This is a genomic window from Desulfocurvus sp. DL1XJH-121, from assembly GCF_054819825.1.
The window spans coordinates 1-274 of sequence record NZ_JBTVWW010000092.1; the positions used below are offsets into that span (position 1 = coordinate 1).

Annotated in this window: 1 protein-coding gene; it reads left to right on the plus strand. The window is 61.7% G+C overall.

Features of this window, described 5'->3' with window-relative positions; all coding sequences use genetic code 11:
• Nucleotides 1-274: hypothetical protein (locus tag ACYYG1_RS17435; protein ID WP_461211606.1), on the plus strand; the 274-nt coding region annotated here is incomplete at both ends.

Here is a 274-nt window from a genome sequence, read left to right on the forward strand (position 1 = left end):
GCTGGTGTTCACGCCGTTCCCCGGCAGCCGTCTGATCGCCCGGGTGATCGATACCTTTATCGCCATGCCGACCTTCCTCATCACGCTGGCCTTCACGTTCATCTACGGTTCCGCCGGTCTGCTGAACGGCACGCTGATGGCGACCTTTGGTTTCACCCTGCCGCCGGTGGATTTTCTTTACTCCATCTGGGGGGTGATCCTGGCGGAAATCACCGTGTTTACCCCACTGGTGATGCGCCCGCTGATGGCGGCGCTGTCGCAGATCGACCGCAGC